The organism is Streptomyces sp. NPDC058335 (assembly GCF_042723915.1).
In the GTDB taxonomy this organism is placed as follows: Bacteria; Actinomycetota; Actinomycetes; order Streptomycetales; family Streptomycetaceae; genus Streptomyces.
The window spans coordinates 366,187-389,452 of the sequence record NZ_JBHXHX010000009.1; the positions used below are offsets into that span (position 1 = coordinate 366,187).

A 23,266-nucleotide genomic window follows, 5' to 3' on the forward strand; every position below is an offset into this window, starting at 1 on the left:
CACACCTTCGACCGTGAGGATCCCCATGTCCGAGGAACGTCTTCGAGTAGCCCTGGTGATCGGGAGCACCCGCGCCACCCGGTTCGGCCCCACCATCGCGAAGTGGTTCGCCCAAGAGGCCCTGCAGAACGACGCCATCGAGCTGGACGTCGTCGACCTGGCCGACTACCCCCTGCCGGTGGCAGTGACGGATGCCCCCGAGCCCGCTGACGCGGCGACGGCCGCGGCCCTCAGCGACCGGCTGGAGCAGGCCGAGGCGTTCGTCGTCCTGACGCCCGAGTACAACCACAGCTTCCCCGCACCCCTCAAGGTCGCGATCGACTGGAACTACACCCAGTGGCAGGCCAAGCCGGTCGGCTTCGTCTCCTACGGCGGCCTCTCCGGCGGTCTGCGCGCCGTCGAGCAACTTCGCCAGGTCTACGCCGAGATGCACGCCGTCACCCTGCGCGACACCGTGAGCTTCCACGGCGCCGCGGCCACCTTCGGCGCGGACGGCAACCCCAAGGAGCCGGCGGGCTGCTCCGCCGCGGCCAAGACCATGCTCGACCAGCTGGTGTGGTGGGGCACCGCACTCCGTGAGGCGCGGGCCAGGCGGCCGTACCGCGCCTGAGCCGGCCCACCGCCGCGCCTGAACCCGCGTCATCTCCGCCGAGAAGCCGATGAAATGAGACAGCCATGACCGGGATGCTCCTCGCTCCCCGTACCACTTCGGACACCTTCGTGTCCGCCGCCCGGACCGCGGGTGTGCCGGCGGGCCGCCACGCGGACCGGGCCGACCGCGAACGGCGGCTCTCCGCCGACGTGGTGGCGGCACTGGTCGAGGCCGGCTTCAGCAGGGCGCTGGTTCCGGCCCGGCACGGCGGCGAACCGACGGACTTCGTCACCCTGACCGAGGCGGTCGCCGCGGTCGGCGAGGGCTGCGCCTCCGCCGCCTGGATCGGCTCGCTGCTCGCCTACACCGGACGTTTCGCCGCCTATCTGCCCGCCGAGGGACAGGCGGAGATCTGGGCGGACGGGCCGGACAGCCGGCTCGTCAGCTCCCTGGTCTCCACCACCGCGACCGCCCTGGCGGCCGACGACGGCTGGCGGCTCTCCGGTACCTGGGCGTACGCCAGCGGTGTCGAGTTCTCCGACTGGGCCCTGGTGATGGCCATGGCGGCGGGGACCGACGAGCAGCAGCAGGCACGCTTCTTCGCGGTACCCCGCGACGCCTACCGGATCGAGGAGACCTGGGACACGGTGGGGATGCGGGCGACGGGCAGTCACACGCTCGTCGTGGAGGAGGTGTTCGTCCCCCGCCACCGCTCCTTCCTCATGGACGACATGTTCGCCGGCCGGGGCGCCGTCTCGGACGAACCGCGCCACTCCCAGCCGCTGTTCGCCGTCAACGGCCTGACCTTCGCCGCGCCGGTCCTCGGCGCGGCCCGGGGCGCGCTGGAGTTGTCGGCACGCGCACTCGCCGACAGGGCGGCACGCGGCACGGAACCGGGCGAGTCGCTGCGGATCGCCCACGCGCGGGCGGCCGGCGAGATCGACGCGGCCGGACTGCTGCTGACCCGGGCCGCCCTGAGTGTCGACCGGGCCACGGCCACCGACGAGGTCCTGGTCCGCAACCGACGGGACTGCGCGCTGGCGACCCAGCTGCTCGTCGGGGCGGTGGACACCCTCTTCCGCGGCGGTGGCACACGCAGCCAGTCCGCGTCCGACCCGCTCCAGCGCATCTGGCGGGACGCGCACTCCGCCGCCAGCCACATGGTGCTCCAGTTCGAACCCGCCGCGCTGGCCTTCACCCGCGGCCCGCTCGACGCCGCCCGAGCCGAGAAGAGATCCGGATCATGAGCACCGCACCCGCCGCCGAGAGCGGCCGGCTCTTCCACGACGACTTCCGCGACGGCTTCTCCACCACCGGCCCGAACGCCGCATGGCACACCCAGGACGTCGCGGGGGTCGCGGGCGGCGACGGGGTCGCCCGCACCTCCGCGCTCGGCCTCGCCGTGGTGCCCACCGGCGTCAACCCGCACACCGGCGCCCCCGCCTTCGTCTCGACGACGGGCCAGCAGGCGGACGGGGGCGAGGGGACCCGGGACCACGTCAAGTGGACGGCCATGCCGACCCGTACGGCGCGGAGCGGGCTGCCCGGCTTCGACATACCCGCGACCGGCGCGCTCGTGTGCACCACCACCCTCGCGGTGACCACCCACGGCACCGAGGACCACCCGTTCGGCGACGCGGTCACCGACCCGCAGGCCGACCCCCGGCCGGCCTGCGGCTCGATGATCACGGCGGACGTGGAAACGGCGTCGATCTTCGGATTCTTCGTCACCAACACGCGGGTGTACGCCAACTACGAGCGCCTGCGCATGCCCGGAACCACCTACGCGGCCTTCACCTACGCCGTCCCCGTCGCCGTACGCGCACCGGGAGACGTCGACACCCTGCGGATCACCCTCGACCGCGCACGCTCCACGGTCACCTGGGAGGTCAACGGCCGGGAGGCGCTCTCGGTGGACCGGATCGGACACCCCGTGCTGGACCGCGCGCACCTGCTGCTCGACCACGCGGGCGAGCCCGAGGACGTCTCACCGCGCCAACTGATCACCGGCATCGGCATGTTCACCCTGCTCGACGGAGCCATGGACGCCGACGGCACCGGCCTGGTGCGGCTCGACTCGGCGCCCTCCCACTACGTCAACCCCCGGGCCGGGGCGCCCTTCCCGCAGAAGTTCCTCGACGAACAGAGCCTCCGCGCCCACCGAGTCTGGGGACAGGGCGTCGCGCTGAACGTGCGCGACGTCTCGGTCACCACCTCCTGACCGGGGCATCCCCGCCCCGGCGGTCCGAAGGTCCTCCACCATCCCCCCATTTCAGTTGCAAAGGAAAACGTTGTGAACGCAGTGACGCCCGCCAAGGCGGGCCGCCGTGAGTGGATCGGTCTGGTAGTGCTCTGCCTGCCGGCGCTGCTCACGACCATGGACCTGACCCTCCTGTTCATGGCCGTCCCCAAGCTGACCGCCGATCTGAACCCCTCCAGCAGCCAGCTGCTGTGGGCCAGCGACATCTACGGCTTCCTGATCGCCGGTTTCCTGATCACCATGGGCACCGTCGGCGAGCGCATCGGGCGCCGTCGGCTGCTCATGATCGGAGCGGTCTTCTTCGGAGTCGCCTCGGTGCTCACGGCGTACGCCGACAGCCCCGAGATGCTCATCGCCGCCCGAGCCCTGCTCGGCGTCGCGGCCGCCACGCTCGCCCCGTCGACACTGTCGCTGCTGCGCACGATGTTCCAGGACGAGAAGGAGGGCACGACCGCGGTCACCATCTGGACGACGTCCTTCATGGTCGGCGGTGTCGTCGGCCCCATCGCCGGCGGTCTGCTGCTGGACCACTTCTGGTGGGGCGCGCCCTTCCTGCTGGCCGTACCGGTCATGATCCTGCTGCTGGTCGCCGGACCGATGCTGCTGCCCGAGTACAAGGACCCGGCCGGTGGCCGTCTGGACCTGGTGAGCGTGGGGATGTCGCTGGCCGCGATCCTGCCGGCGGTCTACGGCATCAAGGAACTGGCCCGCGAGGGATTCGAGACCCTGCCCGCGGTGAGCCTCGTGATCGGCCTGGCCTTCGGTGTGGCCTTCGTACTGCGCCAGCGCGGTCTGTCCGTACCCCTCCTGGACATCTCCCTGTTCGCCCGCGCGGCCTTCTCCGTCTCCGTCGGCACCCTGCTGCTGACCACCGGCCTGATGATGGGCATCCAGTACCTGCTGGCCACCTACCTGCAGGTCGTCCTGGGCATGTCGCCGGCCGAGGCGGGTCTGTGGCAGCTCCCGGTCATCATCCCCGGCATGGTCGCCGCCGTCGTCGGTACGGGCATCTCCCAGAAGATCGGCACGCCGCCCGTGCTCATCGCGGGTCTGCTGGTCGGCTCCGTCGGCTTCGGCGTACTGACGCAGGTCGACGGGAACTCCGGCACGGCGCTGGTGATCGTCTCGTCCGCGATCATGTTCATCGGTCTCGCCCCGGTGATGGCGCTCGGGATCGGCACGATCGTCCAGGCCGCTCCCGTCGAGCGGGCCGGCGCCGCGTCCGCCCTGGCCTCCACCACCAACGAGATGGGCGGCGCCGTCGGCATCGCCCTCGTCGGCAGCCTCGCGACCGCGGTGTACGGCTCCACCCTCGACGACAACCTGCCCGACGGCGTCACCGGCCAGGCCCAGGAGGCGGCACGCAACAGCGTCTCCGAGGCGGCCGCCGTGGCGGGTGAACTGCCCGGCCGGGTCGGCGGTGAGCTGAGCACGGCCGCCCACGACGCCTTCGCCCACGGTATGGAGGTCGCCTCCTTCGTCTCCATCGGCGTACTCCTCGCGATGGCCGCACTGGTCGCCGTACTGCTGCGCAAGGCGCTGCCCGCACCGGCGGCCCCTGCGGAGCCGCAGGTGGCCGGCGCCGCCGGCGAGAGCGTGCCCACCCCCGCACAGAGCGCCTGAGGCCCTGACCGGCGGATGCAGCCGGAGACAAGGAGGTACCTCGTATGACGAGGGTCAGTGTCAAGGACCAGTACTACACACTGGTCAACATCTTCGAGACGTCACCGGAGCACCAGCACCGGCTGATCGACATCTGGCAGAGCCTGGGCGCCGCGGACGAGCGGACGGGCCTGGTGTCGGTCAACGCGCACCTGAGCCATGACGGCAACTCCGTCATCAGCTACATACAGTGGCGTGACAAGGCCGCCTGGGAGGGCATCCTCGTCGACCCGGGGCGCCAGGAGCGCTTCAAGGAGGTCCTGACCTTCGCGACGTTCGACAGCATCCACTGCGAGGTGGTGTACACCCAGCGCAACCCGAAGCTGGGCGAGCCGACCGTCGAGATCACGGAGCGGCAGGACGTCTTCACGGTCGTCGAGGTGGCCCGTACGCGGTCGAAGTCGCAGCAGGACGCGCTGCTGACGGCGGTCACGCGGCCGAACCCCGTGCTCGACGCGACGCCGGGCTACGTGTCCCACAGCGTGCACCGGGACTTCGAGGGTGAGGCCGTCGTCAGCTACTCCCAGTGGGAGAGCGAGGACGCCTACAAGGCGTTCCGCGCGTCCGGCGACGCACGCGATGCCGGGCCCGCCGCGCTGGACGACGTCGACGTGCGCGAGTACGCGCTGAAGATCGCCTACATCACCGAGGCGACGACGATCTGACCGCCGGCGGCCCGGCACTCGCCGGCCGCAGGCCACAGACCTCCCGCACTCGCCCCGCGCACCGCCCGCCCCGAGCGAGCGTGCGCAGGGTGGGGCCGGGAGCCACCTGCCGGACACGACCCGAAGGGAGGAGGTGACATCCATGACCGACGCCGCTCTGAGCGCCGCACTGGACGAGGTCCTGGCCACGTTCTCGGCCGAGAACGAGCTGACCGAGAGCGAGTTCGAACTCGCCCTGGGCAACGAGACCTGGTAACCCACGTCTCCACATCGCCGGCCCTCGCTGTCCTGCAGCGGGGGCCGGCGTCTTCCCACCCCCGACTCAGAGACCGGGAGCGCACCGTGACCGCTGATTCCTTGACCGCCGATGCCGTGGCATCCCGTCCTGCCTGGCTTCAGGACCCGACCCTCGCCTGGCGTCCCGCCGCGCGCGGCGTGGTGCTCTGCGCCCGACACCACGGCCTCGCCGAGTGCCTGGGCCCGCAGACCGTCGACGCGGCCGTGGACATAGGCCCGCCCGGGATCGGCTACGACCATCTGTGCGGACTGCAGGAGCTGTTGGCGGTCCTGCTGCCTGCCGTGCGCGCCACCCGGCCCGAAGTGCTGGAGCAGCACGCCGACGTCGTGGGCCTGCTCACGCGACAGGAGGCTCCGGACCCTGGAGGGACCGGGCACAGGGGCCGTTTCGTGCCCGTGTCCGAGACCGCGTCGCTCGGCACCACCCGGCGTATCAGTCGCGAGTCCCACACCACCGCCGGCTGGATCGACCGTGCGGCCCGGTTCCTCGTCGACGCGCTGCCCTCGCTGGGCGACCGGCTCGTCCTCGTGCTGAACGGCTTCGACCACTGGGACCGCATCTCGGTGCGCATCCTGTACCGGACCGTCCTGATCGCCGACCAGCAGGGACGGAGCATCACCGTCCGCGGGCTGCTGCGGGACGCCGGCACCCTGTTCCTGGAACGGCTTTCCCGGCTCCGGGCCGTCCGGGTGTGCGCCTCGGGACTGCCGCCGGCAGCGGAGGCCTCCGGCGGCGCGTCTCCCGGCCTCGTGGTCGAGGCATGGCGGACCGGCGGGCACGCCGGTCCGCTGCGCGCCATCGGCGACGCGATCGCCCTCCAGAACTTCGAGCGGGCCGATCTGCTGATCGCCGCCCATCTGGAAGCCGTCGCCGCCGAGGGCGGCCGGGCCGACGACCTGGCCGACCTGATCAGGCTCCAGGCCATCTCCGAGGCGCAGACCGGCCGGGTCGACTCTGCCGTGGCGAAGCTGGAGCGGTCACTGGAGCTGGCCGAGAAGCCGGAGCTGAGGGCCCATCTGAACTACCTCACCGCGCTTCTCGTCACCAAGCGCAAGGACGACACGGAAACCGCGCGCACCTACTACCTGCGGGGCCTCGCCTGCCTCGACGCGCTCGGCACGCCGGGCGTGGACGCGCAGGTGGAGAAGGCGTGGATCCTCAACGGCCTCGCGCTCGGCGCGGCCATCGACGCCCGGAGGACCGACGACGCCGAGAAGCGTGACCTGCTGTTCCAGGAAGCCTTCGAACTCGAGTTCAAGGCCTTTCGGATGGTCCGCGAGATGCCCGGGGACAGCGCCTTCTACCTGCGCTACAACCTCAGCCACAACCTGGCCTTCCTGCTCCAGATCACCGGCCGGCACCAGCAGGCGGAGAACTTCCTGCGCTCCGTGTCGGCGACGATGCTCGGCACCGGCAGGCCCGAGTTCTTCGTGCCGCACCACTACGCGATCGCCGTGCTCCAACTGCGCAGGGGCAGCCACGAGCAGGCCGCAGCCTCCTTCGGGGCGGCCATCCGCGTCGCCGGAGCGCTGCGCGACCCCTTCCATCTGGAGAAACTGCTCGCCGCCGCGGGGTACACGGACCTGCGGCGGGGCGATCACGCGGGTGCCGCGCGGCATTACCGTGACGCGGCCAGGACCGCCCGCCGGCTCTGCGACGAGTCGGCGTTCGCCCAGGACCTGGCGGGGCTGCTGTGGGCGCTGACCCTGGGGGGATCCCGCTGGGACCGGCACACCCTGACGGCAGCCCGGGTCTGGTACCCCGAGGTGGCCGGCGCGTACGACCGGGGCCTCGGCCGTGCGGAACTGGCCGAGGCGCTGACCCGCGCGGGCGCGGAGATCGCACCGCCCTCCTCCAAGCTGCCCTCCTACCTGGCCGCGGTCGACCTCGAGGGTGTGCCCGACCGGGACCTCAACCGCTTCCTGGCCGGCATCAGGTCCCAGGAGAACCCGAGCCGGCCAGTGACGGAGGAGAGGGGCGGCACGGGCGCCTCCGGCGGGGCGAACACCGCGGCGGCGAAGGGGACTTCGGAGGCGGGGAGGACGCAAGAGCCGCCAGAACCCCGCGCCGTACTGGGGTCGGCCCCGCAGGCCACACCCAGCCCGGCCGCCGCCGGAGGTGGTCCGCGGTGAGCGCGCTTCCCCGGCTGACAGCGCCGCAGGCGGACGCGCTGGCTGAGCGCTTCCTGGAGCACTGCCGTACCGCCGGGGTCCTGGATGCGGACGCGCCCGCCGTGCCCTGGACGGACTACCACGCGTTCCGGGCGCGGCTGATCTCCTCCTTCCAAGTGCCCACCACCACGCTCACCCCGCTCGCGGCACGCGTGCTGTACGGCCTGGCGGCGGCCCGACGGCCCGCCGCGGTGGCCACGTTGGGCTGCTTCGCGGGCAACCTCATGGCCTGGGCCTCCGGACCGGGCTTCGGCCCTCGGCCCCTGTATCCCGGCCGGCGGTCGCTGGGCCTGGACCTCGACGCCGAGCCGGTGGCGCTCGCCGCGGACAACCTGCGGCGAGCGGGGTTCGCGCCGGGCGCCGAGGCCGTCGTAGGGGATGCCTTCGACGCGGCCGAACACCGTGCGGGAGGCCCGTGGGACCTGCTGCTCATCGACATCGACGTGCCGGGCTCGCGCAAGTCCGGCTACGCCCGGCTGCTCGAGCGCTGGCTCCCCCATCTGGCGCCGGGCGCGCTGGTGATCGCCCACGACGTCTGCCACCCGGTGTTCGCCTGGGACCTGCGCGACTACGCCGCGTTCGCCACGGAGCACGGGGCGGTGGCCACCACCACCCTGCCGGTGGACGCCTGCGGTCTGGAGGTCAGCCGCTGGCCGGGCTGACCCGGCCGCGCGCCCCACCCCGATCACCCCCCGCACCAACCCGCCCCTCCCCCGGCGCCGGAGCGATCCGGCGCCGTCGGTGTGCCCGGAATCAATTCGGCGGAAACGGTTCCGCAATCTCCGCGGCGTCACCTGACAAGAACCTGACGAAACTTCGCAGAGTCATGACGAGGTCGGGCCTGAATCTCCTTGAACCGGTCGGTCGGTTTGAAGGACTATTCAGTTGGCTTCCGAAGGCAGTCCCAGGGACGCCTTACCCGACGGCCATCGATTCCCGCGGGAGCGGTCGCACCGTCGGCCCATGGATGCAGCACACGGAATTTTGTGGAATTTCCCGAGGATGACCGAGGAGAGTGGCATGGACGCCGAAGTCATAGTCGTGGGAGCCGGCCCGGCAGGGCTGATGCTCGCCGGCGAATTGCGGCTCGCCGGAGTCGACGTCGTCCTTCTGGAGCGACTGGCCGAACGAACGGGTGAGTCGCGCGGACTGGGCTTCACGGCGCGCACGATGGAGGTGTTCGCCCAGCGCGGTCTGCTCTCCCGTTTCGGGGACATCGAGGTCAGCAATTTCGGGCACTTCGGTGGCCTGCCCGTCGACTTCAGCATCCTCGACGGTGCCCACCAGGCGGCGAAGACCGTGCCGCAGTCCCACACCGAGACCGTCCTGGAGCAGTGGGTCACCGACCTCGGCACGGACATCCGCCGCAGCCACGAGGTGCTCTCCGTCAAGGACGACGGCGACAGCACGCTCGTGGAGGTCCACGGCCCCGACGGCGTGCACGAGCTGCGCGCGCAGTACCTGGTCGGCTGCGACGGCGGCCGCAGCAAGGTCCGCAAGGCCGTCGGCTTCGACTTCCCCGGCACGGCCGCCACGCTGGAGATGTACCTCGCCGACGTACGGGGCCTCGAGCTGGAGCCGCGCATGATCGGCGAGACCCTGCCGGGCGGCATGGTCATGGTCGGTCATCTTCCGGGCGGCATCACCCGCCTGATCGTCTGTGAGCGGGGCACACCCCCGCAGCGACGCACCGAGGCCCCGGCGTACGAGGAGGTCGCGGCGGCCTGGAAGCGGCTGACCGGCGTCGACATCTCGCACGGCGAGCCGGTCTGGGTCAGCGCGTTCGGCGACGCCACGCGCCAGGTGACCCGGTACCGCGACGGACGGGTGCTGCTGGCCGGGGACTCGGCGCACATCCACCTGCCCGCCGGCGGCCAGGGCATGAACACCAGCATCCAGGACGCCGTGAACCTCGGCTGGAAGCTCGCCGCGGTGGTCCAGGGCCGGGCGCCCGAGGCCCTGCTGGACACGTACCACGACGAGCGCCATCCGGTCGGCCGGCGCCTGCTGATGAACACCAGGGCGCAGGGCCTGCTCTTCCTCAGCGGTGGTGAGGTCCAGCCGGTCCGCGACGTGCTCGCCGAGCTGATCGCCTACCCGGAGGTGGCCCGTCACCTGGCCGGCATGGTGAGCGGCCTGGAGATCCAGTACGACGTCGGTTCCGGCGCGCATCCCCTGCTCGGCCGGCGCATGCCGCGGCTGGAGCTGACGACCGCCTCGACCTCGCAGCACACCACCAGCTTCGACCTGCTCACCCCGGGCCGCGGCGTGCTGCTCGACCTGGAGGACACCGCCGCCCTGCGCGAGCGGGCGCTGCCGTGGGCGGACCGCGTGGACATCGTGACGGCGACACCGGTCGGCCTGTCCGCGCGGAGCCCGCTGGCGGGCACGGCCGCCGTCCTGGTCCGCCCGGACGGATACGTCGCCTGGGCCGCCCCCGGCAGCCACCACGACCTTCCCATGGCGCTGGAGCGCTGGTTCGGCCCCTCCCGGGCGAACCGGCTGCGCTGACCGCCTCCCGACCCGCACTCCGGGGCCGTTCCGGGTCCCCGGAACCTGCTCGCCGAGAAGGAGAAGAAAAAGAGCATGCATAGCACACTTATCGTCGCCAGGATGGAACCCGGTGCGCGTTACGACGTCGCCCGGCTCTTCCAGGAGTTCGACGGGACGGAAATGCCGCACATCATGGGAACCCGGCGGCGTCAGCTGTTCCTCTACAAGGGCCTCTATTTTCATCTCCAGGAATTCGAGACCGACAACGGTGGAGAAATCATCGAGGAAGCGAAAACGGATCCCCGCTTCGTGAAGATAAGCGAGGACCTCAAGCCGTACATTCAGGCCTACGACCCCGCCACCTGGCGGTCACCCGCCGATGCCATAGCAAAGCCGTTCTACCACTGGGAAGCTTCCTCGTGACCGGCCGTCGTGTCGCCATCACCGGAATCGGAGTCCTCGCTCCGGGCGGTATCGGCGCCAAGAACTTCTGGAATCTGCTGAGCGAGGGTCGCACGTCGACCAGGGGGATCACGTTCTTCGACCCTTCCCCCTTCCGGTCGCGGGTCGCCGCGGAGATCGACTTCGACCCCGAGGAACACGGGCTGGGCCCGCAGGAGATCCGCCGTATGGACCGGGCCGCGCAGCTCGCCGTCGTGGCGACCCGTGAGGCCGTCGCCGACAGCGGCATCGCCCTGGCCGAACTCGACCCCTACCGCACCGGGGTGACGATCGGCAGCGCGGTCGGCGCCACCACGGGCCTGGACCAGGAGTACCGGGTCGTCAGCGACGGCGGGCGGCTCGACCTGGTCGACCACCGCTACGCGGTGCCACACCTCTACAACCACTTCGTGCCCAGCTCCTTCGCGGCCGAGGTGGCCTGGGCGGTGGGTGCCGAGGGCCCTTCGACGGTCGTCTCCACCGGCTGCACCTCCGGCCTCGACTCGGTGGGCCACGCCGTGGACATCATCCGGGAGGGCACCGCGGACGTCATGATCGCGGGCAGTTCGGACGCCCCGATCTCGCCGATCACCGTCGCCTGCTTCGACGCCATCAAGGCGACGACCTCACGGAACGACGACCCCGAGCACGCCTCGCGCCCCTTCGACGGGACCCGCAACGGCTTCGTCCTGGGCGAGGGTGCGGCGGTGTTCGTCCTGGAGGAGCTGGAGAGCGCCAAGCGCCGCGGTGCGCACATCTACGCGGAGATCGCCGGCTACGCCTCCCGCTGCAACGCCTTCCACATGACGGGGCTCCGCCCCGACGGCGCCGAGATGGCCGAGGCCATCGGGGTCGCCCTCGACGAGGCGCGGGTGAACCCGGAATCGATCGACTACATCAACGCGCACGGCTCCGGCACCAAGCAGAACGACCGCCACGAGACCGCCGCGTTCAAGCGGAGCCTCGGCGACCACGCCTACCGGACGCCGGTCAGCTCGATCAAGTCGATGGTGGGCCACTCGCTCGGTGCGATCGGCTCCATCGAGATCGCGGCCTCCGCGCTGGCCATGGAGAACCACGTCGTGCCGCCTACCGCGAATCTGCACACCCCCGACCCCGAGTGCGACCTCGACTACGTGCCGATCACGGCACGGGAGTGGCACACGGACACGGTCCTGACCGTCGGCAGCGGCTTCGGCGGCTTCCAGAGCGCCATGGTGCTGGCACGACCCGACAGGAGCATCGCATGACGACCCCGGTTGTTGTCACGGGCCTGGGCGTCGCCGCTCCCAACGGCCTCGGCACCAAGGACTTCTGGGCGGCCACGCTCCGCGGCGAGAGCGGCATCGGGCCCGTCACGCGCTTCGTCCCGGACCAGTACCCGGCCCGGCTGGCCGGTGAGGTGCCCGGCTTCCTCGCCGAGGACCATCTGCCCGGCCGGCTCCTGCCGCAGACGGACCGGATGACCCGGCTGGCGCTGGTCGCCACCGACTGGGCGCTGGAGGACGCGGAGGTCACACCGCAGGAGCTGAACGCCTACGACATGGGCGTGGTCACGGCCAGTTCCTCCGGCGGCTTCGAGTTCGGGCAGAACGAACTCCGGAAGCTCTGGAGCAAGGGCGGCCAGTACGTCAGCGCCTACCAATCGTTCGCCTGGTTCTACGCCGTCAACACCGGCCAGATCTCCATCCGCAACGGCATGAAGGGCCCCAGCGGGGTCGTGGTCAGCGACCAGGCGGGCGGCCTCGACGCCCTCGCCCAGGCGCGGCGGCAGATCCGCAAGGGCACCCGTCTCATCGTCTCGGGCGCGATCGACGCCTCGATCTGCCCCTGGGGCTGGGTCGCCCAGCTCGCCGGCGAACGGCTGAGCCGGGAGGACGACCCGGAGCGGGCGTACCTGCCCTTCGACCCGCGTGCCGCCGGGCACGTCCCGGGCGAGGGCGGCGCGATCCTCATCATGGAGGACCTCGCGACGGCCCGCGCCCGCGGCGCCCGGATCTACGGCGAGATCGCCGGCTACGGCGCGACCTTCGACCCGAAGCCCGGCAGCGGCCGGGAGCCCGGCCTGCGCCAGGCGGTCCGCACCGCCCTCGACGACGCCGGTCTGGCCCCCGGTGACATCGACGTGGTCTTCGCCGACGCGGCGGCCGTGCCCGGCCTCGACCGCGTCGAGGCCGACGCCGTCAAGGAGGTCTTCGGTGCGCGCGCCGTGCCCGTGACGGCGCCCAAGACGATGACCGGACGGCTCTACTCGGGCGCCGCGCCCCTCGACGTGGCGGCCGCTCTGCTGGCGATCCAGGACGGTGTCATCCCGCCCACCACGCACGTGGAACTCGCCCCGCAGTACGACCTCGACCTGGTCACCGGAGCGCCGCGTACGGCCTCCGTGCGGGCCGCGCTGGTGATCGCGCGCGGCTACGGCGGCTTCAACTCCGCGGTCGTCGTGCGCGCCGCGGGCTGACTCCTCGCCCCGGCCGGCATCCGAGCCACGGAACAGCACACACCACCCTCAGCACTGTCAGCACTGGAGGAAGTCGACATGTCCGACCGGACGTTCACCCTGGACGACCTGCGCCGCATTCTGCTGGAGAGCGCGGGCGCGGAAGAAGGCGTCGACCTGTACGCCGACATCGCCGACACCGGGTTCGAGGAGCTGGGCTACGAGTCCCTCGCGCTCCTGGAGACCGGCGGCCGTATCGAGCGCGAGTTCGGCGTCAGCCTCGACGACGTCAACCTCTCCGACATCATCACGCCGCGGGCCCTCGTCGCAGCCGTCAACGAGCTGCTCTCGGTGGACACCGCCGCGGCCTGACCCCCGACTCGGTCTGGTCCCCCGACCAGGCCGACCAGCGGGCCGGGACGGAATCCCCCTCCGGCCCGGCCCGCTCACCCGGCCCTACCGTCCACGGGCCCGCCCCTTCCTCCTCGCCCCTCCCCGCAACAAGGAGACGTACATGACAGAGCAGAACGGCCGGGTCGCCCTGATCACCGGCGCCACGAGCGGGATCGGCCTCGCCGTCGCCCGCGTCCTGGGCGGCGCGCGGCACAAGGTGTTCATCGGCGCACGCAACGCCGAGAACGTGGCGGAGACGGTGAAGCAGCTCCAGAGCGAGGGCATCGAAGCCGACGGCACCACCCTCGACGTGCGCTCCACCGACTCGGCGCGCGCCTTCGTCCAGGCCGCCGTCGACCGCTTCGGCACCGTCGACATCCTGGTGAACAACGCCGGCCGCAGCGGTGGCGGTGTCACGGCCGACATAGCCGAGGAGCTGTGGGACGACGTCGTCGACACCAACCTCAACAGCGTCTTCCGCCTCACCAGCGCGGTCCTCAACACGGGCGGCCTGCGCCACAGGGACTGGGGACGCATCATCAACATCGCCTCCACGGCGGGCAAGCAGGGTGTCGTCCTGGGCGCCCCCTACTCCGCGTCGAAGCACGGCGTGGTCGGCTTCACCAAGGCGCTCGGCAACGAGCTGGCCCCCACCGGGATCACCGTCAACGCGGTCTGCCCCGGATACGTCGAGACGCCGATGGCGCAGCGGGTGCGGGCGGGTTACGCCGCCGCGTACGACGCCACGGAGGAGGCGATCCTCGAGAAGTTCCAGGCCAAGATCCCGCTGGGCCGCTACTCCACGCCGGAGGAGGTCGCCGGCCTGGTCGGCTACCTGGCCTCCGACCCGGCCGCCTCGATCACTTCCCAGGCACTCAACGTCTGTGGCGGCCTGGGCAACTTCTGAGCCCCTCCGCCCTGTTCGCCGACCACGCACTCATTCCAAGGAGCCTGAGCATGTCGCAGCCCGGCCTGCGCGAGGTGGAGCACGAGATCACGGTCTCGGCTCCGGCCGCTGCCGTCTACCGTCTGATCGCCGAGGTCGAGAACTGGCCCCGCGTCTTCCCGCCGACCATCTACGTGGACCACCTGGAGCGCGAGGGCGACACCGAGCGCATCCGCATCTGGGCCACGGCCAACGGCGAGGCGAAGAACTGGACCTCCCGCCGTGTCCTGGACCCGGCCGGCCTGCGGATCGAGTTCCGCCAGGAGGTCTCCACACCCCCGGTGGCCGCCATGGGCGGCACCTGGATCATCGAACCGCAGGACGCCGGCACGTCCCGGATCCGCCTGCTGCACGACTACCGTGCCGTCGACGACGACCCGGACGGCCTGAGGTGGATCGACGAGGCGGTCGACCGCAACTCGCGGTCCGAACTGTCGGCGCTGAAGACCAACGTCGAACTCGCCCACGCCGCCGAGGAGGTGACGTTCTCCTTCGAGGACAGCGTCCGTATCGACGGCTCGGCCAAGGACGCGTACGACTTCATCAACGAGGCGCACCTGTGGCAGGAGCGCCTGCCCCACGTCGCCTCGGTCCGTCTCGACGAGGAGGTGCCGGGTCTGCAGACGCTGGAGATGGAGACCCGCGCCAAGGACGGGTCCACGCACCTGACCAAGTCCTACCGGGTGTGCTTCGAGGGCCGGAAGATCGCCTACAAGCAGGTGACCCTGCCGGCGCTGATGACCCTGCACACCGGCTACTGGACCTTCACGCAGGACGCGGACGGCACGACGGCCTCCTCCCAGCACACCGTGGTCCTCAACACCGGGAACATCGCCAGGATCCTCGGCCCGCGGGCCGGGGTCGCCGAGGCCCGGGAGTACGTCCGCACCGCGCTGAGCACCAACAGCCGGGCCACCCTGGGCCACGCCAAGGCCCACGCCGAGGCGCGCTGAGCATGTCCGCCACCCTGCGCACCCAGGTCCTGGTGGTCGGAGCGGGCCCGGCGGGGCTCATGCTCGCCGGGGAACTGCGGCTGGGCGGCGCCGAGGTGCTCGTGGTGGAGCGGCTGGAGACGCCGACCACCGAGTCACGGGCCTCGACCCTGCACGCCAGGACCATGGAGACGTTCGACGCCCGCGGCCTGCTGGAGCAGTTCGGCACCCCGCCGAACGAGCCGATGGGCCACTTCGGCGGCATCCCGCTCGACCTGACGCTGCCCGGCACCCACCCGGGGCAGTGGAAGATCCTCCAGGCGGAGGTCGAACGGGTCCTGCGGGAGTGGGGCACCGGCCTGGGCGCGAGAGTGCTGCGCGGCCACGAGCTGCGCGGGCTGACGACCGCCGCCGACCGGGTCGTGGCCGAGGTGCTCGGCCCCGACGGGCCGCTGCGCGTCCGCGCCGAGTACGTCGTGGGGTGCGACGGGGAGCAGAGTGCCGTACGGCGGCTGGCGGGGTTCGACTTCGCCGGCGCGGACGCCGAACGGGAGCTGCTGCGGGCCGACGTGGCGGGCATCGACATCCCGGGCCGGCGTTTCCAGCGGCTGCCGCGGGGGCTGGCGATCGCGGCCCGCCGGCCCGACGGCGTCACCCGGGTCATGGTGCACGAGTTCGGCAGCCCGGCCCGGCCCCGCACCGCGGAACCGGACTTCGGCGAGATCGCCGCCGTCTGGCGCCGGGTCACCGGCGAGGACATCGGCCACGGCACCCCGCTGTGGGTCAACTCCTTCGGCGACGCCTCCCGTCAGGTGACCGAGTACCGCAGGGAACGCGTCCTGCTGGCCGGGGACGCCGCCCACCGGCAGATGCCGATCGGCGGGCAGGCCCTCAACCTGGCCCTCCAGGACGCGGTCAACCTCGGCTGGAAGCTGGCCGCGCGGGTGACCGGACGGGCCGGCGAGGACCTGCTGGACTCATACCACGGCGAACGCCACCCGGTCGGCCGCCGCGTCCTGAGCAACATCAAGGCCCAGGCGCGGCTGCTGTTGGGCGGCGCGGAGGTGGAGGCCGTCCGCGAGGTGTTCGGGGAGCTGGTCTCCCTGCCGCCCGCCCGGTCCCACCTCGCCTCGATGATCGCGGGCCTGGACATCGCCTACGACAGCGCGACCGGCGGCGGGGACGGCGGCCATCGGCTGCTCGGCCGGCGCTTCCCCCCGCTGTCCCTGACCACGCCGGAGGGCGGCGGCACGGTGGCCGCGTTGCTGCGGACGGGTCGTGGCGTCCTGCTCGACCTCTCCGGCGACGCCGGTCGCCGGGCCGAGTGGTCCGCCGCACTGCGGCCCTGGGCCGGGCGGGTGTCCCTCGCCCCGGCCCGGCCGCGGGGCGGCGAGGACCTCGCCGGTATCACGGACACCGCCGCGTTCCTGCTGCGGCCGGACGGCTACGTCGCCTGGGCGGCGACGTCCGGCACCGCGGAACTCACCGCGGCGCTGCACCGCTGGTTCGGCACACCGCCCGGCGCCCCGGCCGCCACCCCCGCCACCTCGCCCGGCCGGCCCACCACCGCGACCGGCACACCGACCAAGGCACCCGCCACAACAGCCGACGACGGCAACCACAGGAGGACCACGATGGGAACGCTGACCGGGAAGACCGCACTGGTCACGGGATCGAGCCGAGGAATCGGCCGGGCGACGGCCCTGCGCCTCGCCGGCGAAGGAGCACTCGTCGCCGTCCACTACACCAGCAACCAGGAGGCGGCCGACGACGTCGTCCGCACGATCGAGAAGGAGGGCGGCCGGGCCTTCGCCGTCCAGGCCGAACTCGGCGTCCCGGGAGACGTCCACGAGCTGTTCCTCGGCGTCGAGCAGGGGCTCAAGGAGCGCACCGGCGCCACCGACCTGAACATCCTGGTCAACAACGCCGGTGTGATGGGGGGCGTGTCCCCGGAGGACACCACCCCCGAGCTGTTCGACCGGGTCGTCGCGGTCAACGCCAAGGCGCCGTTCTTCATCATCCAGCGCGCGCTGGCGATCATGCCCGACGGCGGTCGCATCATCAACATCTCCACGGGCCTCACCAAGGTCGCCAACCCCCAGGAGATCGCCTACGCCATGAGCAAGGGCGCGGTCGAGATGCTCGCGCTGCACTTCGCCAAGCACCTCGGACCGCGCGGCATCACGGTCAACAGCGTCGCGCCGGGCATCACCCGCAACAGCAACCCGGTCTTCGACATCCCCGAGGCCGTCGAGCAGATGGCCCAGTTGTCGGTCTTCAACCGGGTGGGCGAGCCCCGCGACGTCGGCGACATCGTCGCGCTGCTCGCGTCCGACGACGCCCGCTGGATCACCGGTGCCTTCGTCGACGCCAGCGGCGGCACTCTCGTCGGCTGAGCGGCGGACGGGCGGGCGAGACCGAACGAGCGGGCGGACAGGCGGACAGGAACGTGACGAGACGAGACGGGGGCCGGACCATGAGACCGACGACAGCGACACCGGTCGCCGGACAGCCCGGCGCGGGCGGCGGGGCCGGACGATGGACCCCGCGCCAGTGGGGCCTGCTGCTCGTGCTGGCCGGCAACATGCTCATCGACGCCCTGGAGGTGTCGGTGGCCGTGGTCGCCCTCCCGTCGATCGGCGAGGACCTGGGGGCCGACCCGGCCTCACTCCACTGGGTCATGAGCGGTTTCGCCGTGGGCTTCGGGGCCGTCATCCTGTTCGGCACCCGGCTCGTGGAACGGCTGGGACGGCGTCGGGTGTACCTGGCGGCCGTCACGGTCTTCGCCGTCGCCTCGCTGGCCGGGGCGCTGGCCGGCGCCGCGTGGTTCCTGATCGCCACGCGTGTGGTCAAGGGGGTGTGCGCGGCGCTCACGGCGCCCACCGGACTGGCGATCATCACCAGTACGTTTCCAAAGGGCCCCGCCCGCGACCGCGCCGTCTCGGTGTACAGCCTCTTCGGAGCGAGCGGCTTCTCCCTGGGACTGGTGCTCTCGGGGCTGCTGACCGAGGTCAGCTGGCGCTGGACCTTCGCCTTCCCCGCGCCCGTCGCCGCCGTACTGCTCCTGGTCGGGCTGCGTCTCGTACCGGAGCAGCGCGGCAAGGGCCGGGCGGACGGCGGCCGTCCGTACGAGCTGCCGACCGCGCTGGGCCTGCCCGCCGCCCTGCTGGCGCTGGTGTACGGGATCGGGAACGTACCCGGACACGGCTGGGGCGCGCCCGGGACGCTGATCGGGTTCGCCCTCGCCGTCGCGCTGGGTGCCCTGGTCGTGGTCAGGGAGCGGCGGGCCGCGCATCCGCTGCTGCCCCTGCGGGTGCTCACCCAACCCGCCCTGAGACGTTCCGCGTTCGGTGCCGCGGCGCTGAACGGGTCGTATCTGGGGCTGCTGTTCGTCGTCACCTTCCATCTCCAGACGCTGCTGGGGTGGTCACCGGCCATGACGGGACTGGCACTGCTCCCGGCCGCTCTCCCGTTGACGATCTCCGCCGCGTACTCCGGGCGGCTGGTGCAGCGGTTCGGGGCGAACCGGCTGATCGCCATGGGCTGTCTGGCCCCACCGCTCGGCTATGCCCTGTACCTGCGCACGTCGGTGCCGACGCGGTACGCCACCGACGTACTGCCCACGCTGCTGCTCCTGGGCCTGGCCTTCGTCCTGTGCTTCGCCGCGCTGCACATGCAGGCCCTGAGCGCGGCTCCGAAGGGGGAACCCGGCCTCACGAGCGGCGTGTACCAGACTGCCGTCCAGTTCGGCGCCGCGCTGACGCTGGCCCTGGTGGCCGCCCTGATGTCGGCTCACCGGCCGGGCCGGGGCGCGTCCTCCGCGGCCGTTCTCGCCGGCTACCACCCGGCGCTCCTGCTCATCACCGCCGTCGGCGTGGCGGGCCTGGCCGTCTCGGTCACCGGCGTCCTGCCGCGGCGTGCCTCCGGACCGGGCGCGTCATGACGGACCGAGGGGAGGACCCGCCGATGTCACCACGTTCCGCGTCGTACGGCGCCCGGTCCCCCCGGCGGCCCGCGCAGGCCGGCCCGGACGGCCGTGTCGCCGTCGGCCTCTGGCTGGTGCGGCTGCCGACGCCGCACGCCACGGGACTCCGGCTCGCCGTGGACGAACTCGACGCCGGGGAGCGCGCCCGTGCCGCGTCGTTCCTGCGGCCCCGGGACGCCCTGCTCTGGATCGCCGCCCACATCGCCCTTCGCCGACTGCTCGCGGCCACCCTCGGGCTGACGCCGCAGGAGGTGGCGTACGACCGTGAGCCCTGCCGGGGATGCGGCGGACCGCACGGCAGGCCCGTGCTGCGGCCCGGCCCCGGGGCCCGCGGCGGCGAACCCGCCGTGCACTTCTCGCTGTCCCACAGCGGCGGAAGGGCCCTGGTGGCGGTGGCCGCGGCGCCGGTCGGCGTGGACATCCAGCGGACACCCCCGGCGCGGACCGCGCAGGTCTGCGTGCACCGGCTCCACCCGGGCGAGCGCGCCGAACTGGAGGACCTGCCGCCCGACCGGCTCGGCGCCGCCTTCGGGCAGTTGTGGGCCCGCAAGGAGGCCTACCTCAAGGGCATCGGAACGGGCCTCGAACGCCCCCCGCGCGCCGACTACCTGGGCACGCCGGGCCAGGGCCGCAGGCTCCGGCCGCCGGGCTGGACGGTCCTCGACCTGCGCTGCGGTCCGGCGCACTCGGCCGCCGTCGCCGTCCGGGGCACACCCGCCGACCGGTGCCCGGTCCACCCGCTGCCGGCCCGGTGGCTGTACGAGGCCGACGCCGCCCCCGTCCTGGCGGAGATGGCGGAGATGGCGGAGAAGACGTTGCGGACGACGGAGACGGCCGCGACGGCGCACCTGACGACGGCCACTCGCGTGAAGGAGACACACACATGACCACCACCGCCTTCGTCTTCCCGGGGCAGGGTTCGCAGCGCGTCGGCATGGGCCGGGAACTCGTCACCCGATGGCCCCATCTGCTCGACGCCTACTACCGGCCCGCCGACGAGCTGCTCGGTCTCCCGCTCACCGAGCTGTCCTGGGAGGGCCCGGCCGACACGCTCGCCGACACGGCCGTCACCCAGCCCGCCATTCTCCTGACCAGCGTCGCCACCCTCGACGTACTGCTGCGCAACGGGATCCGCCCGGCCCTGGTCGCGGGCCACAGCCTGGGCGAGTACGCGGCGCTGGTCGCCGCCGACGTCCTGGACTGGCGCGACGCCCTGCGGCTGGTCCGGCTGCGCGGCCGGCTGATGGCCGCCGTCAACGAGCGGGTGCCCGGCCGGATGGCCGCGGTCATGGGGCTGGACCTGCGGACCGTGGAGGGCCTGTGCGCCGCCGTCCGGGAGCTGAGCGGCCAGATCGTCGAGGTCGCCAACGACAACGAGTTCGCCCAGACGGTCGTGTCGGGACAGGCCGAGGCGGTGGACGAGCTGATCACCGCGGCACGCGCGGCGGGCGCCACCCGCGCCCTCGCGCTGAAGGTCGGCGCGCCCTTCCACAGCAGCCTGATGGTCCCGGTGGAGGAGGAGTTCACCGAGGCCCTGCTGCGCACGGAGTTCCGTGACCCGTCGGTCCCGGTGATCTCCGCGGTGACGGCCGCACCGGTGACCAGCGCGGCGGAGGTCGTCGACACCCTGCGGCGCCAGCTGACGGGACGGGTGCGGTGGACCGAGTCGGTGACGCGGCTGGCCGGCGAAGGGACGGACCGCATTGTCGAAGTCGGCCCCGGCAAGGTCCTGTCCGGTCTGTGCCGCCGGATCGCGCCGGACGTGCCCGCCCACACCACGCACGACGGGGACCACGTCGCGCTGGCCCTGGAACTCCTCGCCGAGGCCGAAGGACCCGTCGGTTCCGTCACCACGGTCTGACCGCCACGCCCACGCCGGCCGACCTGCAGCACGCAACTCCACACCTCGTCACGTCACGTCACGTCACACCTCGTCAAGGAGGGGAAAACCATGCCCGCCACCGGGAACGCGATCCAGGAACGCCTGGACGAACTGGAAGCCGTCAAGGAGTCGGTCCTGGCGGGACCGGACCCCGCGGCCACCGAACGGCAGCACGCCAAGGGCAAGCTGACCGCTCGGGAACGTGTCGAACTGCTGCTGGACAAGGGCTCGTTCAACGAGGTCGAGCCGCTGCGCCGGCATCGCGCGACCAGCTTCGGCCTTGAGGCGAGGAAGCCCTACACGGACGGTGTGGTCACCGGCTGGGGAACCGTCGACGGCCGGACCGTGTTCGTCTACGCGCACGACTTCAGGATCTTCGGCGGCGCGCTCGGCGAGGCGCACGCCCAGAAGATCCACAAGATCCTGGACATGGCGGAGGCCGCCGGCGCACCCGTCGTGAGCCTCAACGACGGCGCCGGTGCCCGCATCCAGGAGGGCGTCACCGCGCTGGCCGGCTACGGCGGCATCTTCCAGCGCAACACCCGCGCCTCCGGCGTCATCCCGCAGATCAGCGTGATGCTCGGCCCGTGCGCGGGCGGCGCGGCCTACTCCCCTGCACTCACCGACTTCGTGTTCATGGTCCGCGAGACCTCGCAGATGTTCATCACCGGACCGGACGTGGTCAAGGCCGTCACCGGTGAGGAGATCACCCAGAACGGCCTCGGCGGCGCCGACGTGCACGCCGGCACGAGCGGCGTCGCGCACTTCGCCTACGACGACGAGGAGGGCTGTCTGGAGGACGTGCGGTTCCTGCTCGGGCTGCTGCCCTCCAACAACCGCGAGACCTCTCCCGTCGTCGCGACCGACGACCCGGCGGACCGGACCACGGACGCCTTGCTGGACCTGGTGCCGGCCGACGCCAGCCGTTCGTACGACGTCCGGGCCGTCATCGAGGAGATCGTCGACGACGGCGAGTCCTTCGAGGTGCACGCCGGCTGGGCGCCCAACATCGTCGTGGCGTTCGCCCGGCTGGACGGGCACGTCGTGGGCATCGTGGCCAACCAGCCCGCCGCCATGGCCGGCGTGCTCGACATCGAGTCGTCGGAGAAGGCCGCCAGGTTCGTCCAGTTGTGCGACGCCTTCAACATTCCTCTGGTCACCCTGGTCGACGTCCCCGGCTTCCTGCCCGGCGTCGACCAGGAGCACAACGGCATCATCCGGCGCGGCGCCAAACTGCTCTACGCCTACTGCAACGCCACGGTGCCCCGCATCTCCCTGATCATGCGCAAGGCGTACGGCGGCGCCTACATCGTCATGGACTCGCGTTCCATCGGCGCGGATCTGGCGTTCGCCTGGCCCACCAACGAGATCGCGGTCATGGGCGCGGAGGGTGCCGCCAACGTCATCTTCCGCCGGGAGATCAACGCCTCCGACGACCCGGACCTGGTCCGCCGGCAGAAGATCGACGAGTACCAGTCGGAGCTGATGCACCCCTACTACGCCGCCGAACGCGGTCTGGTCGACGACGTCATCGACCCGCGCCAGACGCGTGCGGTGCTGATCAGCTCGTTGGCGATGCTCCGGGCCAAGCACGCCGAACTGCCCTCCCGCAAGCACGGAAACCCGCCGCAGTGAGGAGTCTTCCCATGACCACCGCCCCCTTCTCCCCCTTCTCCCCCTCCACGTCCTCCGAACCGCTGATCCGCGTGGAGAAGGGCTCCGCCGGCCCCGCCGAACTGGCGGCTCTCACCGCGGTACTGCTCCACCGCGTCGCGTACGGCGCCGACGCCGGCGCCGAGGAGAGCCGGGCGCCGGCTCCGCGCTGGCGCAGGGCGGGCACCCGCCACGCGGCGGGCACCCCGCTGAGCTGGCGGTCGGCTCCCGTACAGGACGCCGCCCGCCGGCCCTGGCAGGGCTGACCGCCCTGCTGCACGGGGGTTCGGGCCGCGCCCGCCCTGCCCTCGACCTGTCTTCCTTCGACCGACCTGCAAGCCAGCAAAGGGGATGGACCATCGTGCGCAAGGTGCTCATCGCCAACCGTGGCGAAATCGCAGTCCGCGTGGCCCGTGCCTGCCGGGATGCCGGTATCGCAAGCGTCGCCGTGTA

At 72.0% G+C, this 23,266-nt stretch carries 21 protein-coding genes; all 21 read left to right on the plus strand.

Going from position 1 to position 23,266, the window contains the following annotated elements; all coding sequences use genetic code 11:
* Nucleotides 1-25 precede the first annotated feature (25 nt).
* Entirely contained in the window at nucleotides 26-610 is a 585-nt protein-coding gene (locus tag ACFWJX_RS20595) for an NADPH-dependent FMN reductase (protein WP_383244958.1), read from the plus strand.
* Between the two features lie 65 nt (nucleotides 611-675).
* Nucleotides 676-1,839: an acyl-CoA dehydrogenase family protein gene (locus tag ACFWJX_RS20600; protein ID WP_383244961.1), complete on the plus strand. Its 1,164-nt coding sequence runs from the start codon at nucleotides 676-678 to the stop codon at nucleotides 1,837-1,839.
* The gene (locus ACFWJX_RS20605) at nucleotides 1,836-2,813 is read left to right on the plus strand and encodes a DUF6081 family protein (protein WP_383244963.1); all 978 of its coding nucleotides are present in this window, start codon (nucleotides 1,836-1,838) and stop codon (nucleotides 2,811-2,813) included. The genes ACFWJX_RS20600 and ACFWJX_RS20605 overlap by 4 nt, the downstream gene beginning before the upstream one ends.
* 72 nt (nucleotides 2,814-2,885) lie before the next feature.
* Nucleotides 2,886-4,475, plus strand: coding sequence for an MFS transporter (locus tag ACFWJX_RS20610; RefSeq protein WP_383244966.1), 1,590 nt, complete (start codon nucleotides 2,886-2,888; stop codon nucleotides 4,473-4,475).
* A 44-nt stretch (nucleotides 4,476-4,519) separates the two neighbouring features.
* A complete protein-coding gene (locus ACFWJX_RS20615; protein WP_383244969.1) occupies nucleotides 4,520-5,179 on the plus strand; it encodes an antibiotic biosynthesis monooxygenase family protein in 660 nt (219 codons plus the stop codon).
* 342 nt (nucleotides 5,180-5,521) lie between these two features.
* Nucleotides 5,522-7,609, plus strand: a complete 2,088-nt coding sequence (locus tag ACFWJX_RS20620) for a hypothetical protein (protein ID WP_383244972.1) — start codon at nucleotides 5,522-5,524, stop codon at nucleotides 7,607-7,609.
* A complete protein-coding gene (locus tag ACFWJX_RS20625; RefSeq protein WP_383244975.1) occupies nucleotides 7,606-8,310 on the plus strand; it encodes an O-methyltransferase in 705 nt (234 codons plus the stop codon). The genes ACFWJX_RS20620 and ACFWJX_RS20625 overlap by 4 nt, the downstream gene beginning before the upstream one ends.
* 358 nt (nucleotides 8,311-8,668) lie before the next feature.
* Nucleotides 8,669-10,159 (plus strand): FAD-dependent monooxygenase, encoded by a 1,491-nt coding sequence (locus ACFWJX_RS20630; RefSeq protein WP_383244977.1) that lies wholly within the window; start codon nucleotides 8,669-8,671, stop codon nucleotides 10,157-10,159.
* 75 nt (nucleotides 10,160-10,234) lie between these two features.
* Nucleotides 10,235-10,564, plus strand: coding sequence for a TcmI family type II polyketide cyclase (locus tag ACFWJX_RS20635; RefSeq protein WP_383244980.1), 330 nt, complete (start codon nucleotides 10,235-10,237; stop codon nucleotides 10,562-10,564).
* A complete protein-coding gene (locus ACFWJX_RS20640) occupies nucleotides 10,561-11,832 on the plus strand; it encodes a beta-ketoacyl-[acyl-carrier-protein] synthase family protein (protein WP_383244982.1) in 1,272 nt (423 codons plus the stop codon). The genes ACFWJX_RS20635 and ACFWJX_RS20640 overlap by 4 nt, the downstream gene beginning before the upstream one ends.
* Complete coding sequence (locus tag ACFWJX_RS20645; protein WP_383244985.1) at nucleotides 11,829-13,043, plus strand: ketosynthase chain-length factor; 1,215 nt, start codon at nucleotides 11,829-11,831, stop codon at nucleotides 13,041-13,043. Before ACFWJX_RS20640 ends, ACFWJX_RS20645 begins: the two co-directional genes overlap by 4 nt.
* A gap of 78 nt (nucleotides 13,044-13,121) precedes the next feature.
* A complete protein-coding gene (locus ACFWJX_RS20650; RefSeq protein ID WP_383244988.1) occupies nucleotides 13,122-13,394 on the plus strand; it encodes an acyl carrier protein in 273 nt (90 codons plus the stop codon).
* 142 nt (nucleotides 13,395-13,536) lie between these two features.
* Complete coding sequence (gene fabG / locus ACFWJX_RS20655) at nucleotides 13,537-14,322, plus strand: 3-oxoacyl-ACP reductase FabG (protein ID WP_383244991.1); 786 nt, start codon at nucleotides 13,537-13,539, stop codon at nucleotides 14,320-14,322.
* 50 nt (nucleotides 14,323-14,372) lie between these two features.
* Entirely contained in the window at nucleotides 14,373-15,314 is a 942-nt protein-coding gene (locus ACFWJX_RS20660; protein WP_383244994.1) for an aromatase/cyclase, read from the plus strand.
* Nucleotides 15,315-15,316: 2 nt separating this feature from the next.
* Nucleotides 15,317-17,689 carry an SDR family oxidoreductase gene (locus tag ACFWJX_RS20665; RefSeq protein WP_383244995.1) on the plus strand — a complete coding sequence of 791 codons (2,373 nt, stop codon included), beginning with the start codon at nucleotides 15,317-15,319 and terminating at the stop codon, nucleotides 17,687-17,689.
* Between the two features lie 80 nt (nucleotides 17,690-17,769).
* Nucleotides 17,770-19,236: an MFS transporter gene (locus ACFWJX_RS20670; RefSeq protein ID WP_383244998.1), complete on the plus strand. Its 1,467-nt coding sequence runs from the start codon at nucleotides 17,770-17,772 to the stop codon at nucleotides 19,234-19,236.
* Nucleotides 19,237-19,259: 23 nt separating this feature from the next.
* Nucleotides 19,260-20,165 (plus strand): 4'-phosphopantetheinyl transferase family protein, encoded by a 906-nt coding sequence (locus ACFWJX_RS20675; RefSeq protein ID WP_383245000.1) that lies wholly within the window; start codon nucleotides 19,260-19,262, stop codon nucleotides 20,163-20,165.
* Nucleotides 20,162-21,139: an ACP S-malonyltransferase gene (fabD, locus tag ACFWJX_RS20680; RefSeq protein WP_383245003.1), complete on the plus strand. Its 978-nt coding sequence runs from the start codon at nucleotides 20,162-20,164 to the stop codon at nucleotides 21,137-21,139. Before ACFWJX_RS20675 ends, fabD begins: the two co-directional genes overlap by 4 nt.
* A gap of 90 nt (nucleotides 21,140-21,229) precedes the next feature.
* Entirely contained in the window at nucleotides 21,230-22,795 is a 1,566-nt protein-coding gene (locus tag ACFWJX_RS20685) for an acyl-CoA carboxylase subunit beta (RefSeq protein WP_383245005.1), read from the plus strand.
* Nucleotides 22,796-22,806: 11 nt separating this feature from the next.
* A complete protein-coding gene (locus ACFWJX_RS20690) occupies nucleotides 22,807-23,079 on the plus strand; it encodes an acyl-CoA carboxylase epsilon subunit (RefSeq protein WP_383245008.1) in 273 nt (90 codons plus the stop codon).
* A gap of 95 nt (nucleotides 23,080-23,174) precedes the next feature.
* A partial coding sequence (locus tag ACFWJX_RS20695) for a biotin carboxylase N-terminal domain-containing protein (protein WP_308427085.1) occupies nucleotides 23,175-23,266 on the plus strand: 92 nt, incomplete at its 3' end.

Excerpts from the sequence above, each read along its gene's own strand:
- ACFWJX_RS20600 (WP_383244961.1), top strand. The coding sequence starts at position 676 with ATGACCGGGATGCTCCTCGCTCCCCGTACCACTTCGGACACCTTCGTG.
- ACFWJX_RS20650 (WP_383244988.1), top strand. The coding sequence starts at position 13,122 with ATGTCCGACCGGACGTTCACCCTGGACGACCTGCGCCGCATTCTGCTG.
- ACFWJX_RS20675 (WP_383245000.1), top strand. The coding sequence starts at position 19,260 with ATGTCACCACGTTCCGCGTCGTACGGCGCCCGGTCCCCCCGGCGGCCC.
- ACFWJX_RS20595 (WP_383244958.1), top strand. The coding sequence starts at position 26 with ATGTCCGAGGAACGTCTTCGAGTAGCCCTGGTGATCGGGAGCACCCGC.
- ACFWJX_RS20605 (WP_383244963.1), top strand. The coding sequence starts at position 1,836 with ATGAGCACCGCACCCGCCGCCGAGAGCGGCCGGCTCTTCCACGACGAC.
- ACFWJX_RS20690 (WP_383245008.1), top strand. The coding sequence starts at position 22,807 with ATGACCACCGCCCCCTTCTCCCCCTTCTCCCCCTCCACGTCCTCCGAA.
- ACFWJX_RS20630 (WP_383244977.1), top strand. The coding sequence starts at position 8,669 with ATGGACGCCGAAGTCATAGTCGTGGGAGCCGGCCCGGCAGGGCTGATG.
- ACFWJX_RS20665 (WP_383244995.1), top strand. The coding sequence starts at position 15,317 with ATGTCCGCCACCCTGCGCACCCAGGTCCTGGTGGTCGGAGCGGGCCCG.
- fabD (WP_383245003.1), top strand. The coding sequence starts at position 20,162 with ATGACCACCACCGCCTTCGTCTTCCCGGGGCAGGGTTCGCAGCGCGTC.
- ACFWJX_RS20645 (WP_383244985.1), top strand. The coding sequence starts at position 11,829 with ATGACGACCCCGGTTGTTGTCACGGGCCTGGGCGTCGCCGCTCCCAAC.
- ACFWJX_RS20670 (WP_383244998.1), top strand. The coding sequence starts at position 17,770 with ATGAGACCGACGACAGCGACACCGGTCGCCGGACAGCCCGGCGCGGGC.
- ACFWJX_RS20685 (WP_383245005.1), top strand. The coding sequence starts at position 21,230 with ATGCCCGCCACCGGGAACGCGATCCAGGAACGCCTGGACGAACTGGAA.
- ACFWJX_RS20635 (WP_383244980.1), top strand. The coding sequence starts at position 10,235 with ATGCATAGCACACTTATCGTCGCCAGGATGGAACCCGGTGCGCGTTAC.
- ACFWJX_RS20660 (WP_383244994.1), top strand. The coding sequence starts at position 14,373 with ATGTCGCAGCCCGGCCTGCGCGAGGTGGAGCACGAGATCACGGTCTCG.
- fabG (WP_383244991.1), top strand. The coding sequence starts at position 13,537 with ATGACAGAGCAGAACGGCCGGGTCGCCCTGATCACCGGCGCCACGAGC.
- ACFWJX_RS20615 (WP_383244969.1), top strand. The coding sequence starts at position 4,520 with ATGACGAGGGTCAGTGTCAAGGACCAGTACTACACACTGGTCAACATC.